The following is a 1551-nucleotide window of genomic DNA, read 5'->3' on the forward strand; positions in this document are numbered from 1 at the left end:
CCAGCATTTCCCTTGCCTTCTCCATTTTCAGCTTACAGACCATACTCCGGAAATTCATCCCGGTCTGCTGGCGTAAAAAGCTGGAGATATACGCAGGGGTGTAGTAAAACTGCTCAGCCAGGTCATTCAACGTCACCTGATTATAGTTCCTGCTGATATAATCCATGACCTGATAAATATCCAGGGACTTCTTTATCCTTTTACAACTCTCTGCCTGAAATAGTTCAAGCCTGGAGACCTCTAAAAAAATATTTGCAAGAACGTTCTCCATTAATTGCTGCATAAAAGGCCTATTTGCCTCCACTTCTCCAATAATCCTGCAGAAATCTTCTTCAATCATTGCATTTTTTTCAATTTTGTAACGCAGAAATTCAGGTCTTTTCTCATTTTCATAAAGCTCATTCATTAAAAAATGGTATAGGGGATTGTGTGCATCCACCACCTGGGTTACAATCTTTTGGTAGCATTCTTCACTAATCAGTATATTCATAAGCAGTGCATCCTTATCCTTAAGTACAATGCAGTGAGAAACTGAAGTGTTCATAATCCAAAATTCTCCCTCCTTAACCTGAAATGATTTTGTACCAATATTCTGCACTGCTTCACCCCTGATCAAATAAAATGCCTCAATATAAGCATGCTTGTGCTGGTGCTTAACCTCCTGTGCCCAGGCACATCTCCTTTCAAAAGGCTCACTGATTTCATTGTCAAAAAAATAATCTCTCTTTTCACCTAACAATTTCAAAAAGTCAACTGTCACATACACAGCCCCTGACTCTTTACAAAAGAAAGGCACCATTCTTTCCTCCCCGGAATCTTTCTTGCGCTTTCCTGGCATACTGTTTCTATTCAGGTGTCTATGTTTCATTTCCTCAGCCAGTAACTGAAGTTTTTCATAGGTTTTCATACAATTACCTGCCTGTATATATTTTTAAATTCATATACTTATCATAGCGAACTTTATAGGAAATAAAAATAGAAAGATATTTTGAAATCTGGTAATTTTATCCTAACATAGTACATGCAGGTGGACAAAGTGCATAACTTTGTCTTAAATCTGTGTATATGAAAAAAAGGATCATTGCACTTCATAACATGCAATGATCCCTATCGTTCTTCTATTTAATTTTATTTATATAATGGTCCGTAAGCTGCGCAAGCTCTGTAATCCTGACCTTCTTTATCCTGTCCGAATGCGTTCCAGGAAGCTGGTCTGAAGATTTCTTCTTCCGGTACGTTATGCATAGCAACCGGAATTCTTAACATAGAGCACATTGTGATTAAGTCTGCTCCGATATGTCCGTAGCTGATTGCGCCATGGTTAGCACCCCAGTTATTCATTACATCGTATGCTGTCTTAAATGCGCCTTCTCCTGTTGTTCTTGGTGCAAACCAGGTACATGGCCATGTGTAGTCTGTTCTCTTCCATAATTTATCAGATACTTCGTCCGGAAGTTTCACTGTGTGACCTTCAGCGATCTGAAGAACCGGTCCTAAGCCTTTTACAAGGTTCAAACGGATCATGGTTACCGGCATTTCAGCTTCTGTTAA

Annotated in this window: 1 protein-coding gene and 1 pseudogene; both read right to left on the reverse strand. The window is 39.1% G+C overall.

Annotation, left to right across the window (positions count from 1 at the left end; genetic code table 11):
• Positions 1-907, reverse strand: a 907-nt coding sequence (locus RHS_RS29365; RefSeq protein ID WP_047835225.1) for a cupin domain-containing protein, incomplete at its 3' end; no start/stop codon positions are given.
• A 221-nt stretch (positions 908-1128) separates the two neighbouring features.
• Positions 1129-1551: pseudogene (gene fucI, locus RHS_RS29370) on the reverse strand (L-fucose isomerase); the annotation flags it as partial.

The sequence above is a fragment of the Robinsoniella sp. RHS genome (assembly GCF_001029355.1).
GTDB classification, from domain to species: domain Bacteria; phylum Bacillota; class Clostridia; order Lachnospirales; family Lachnospiraceae; genus Robinsoniella; species Robinsoniella peoriensis.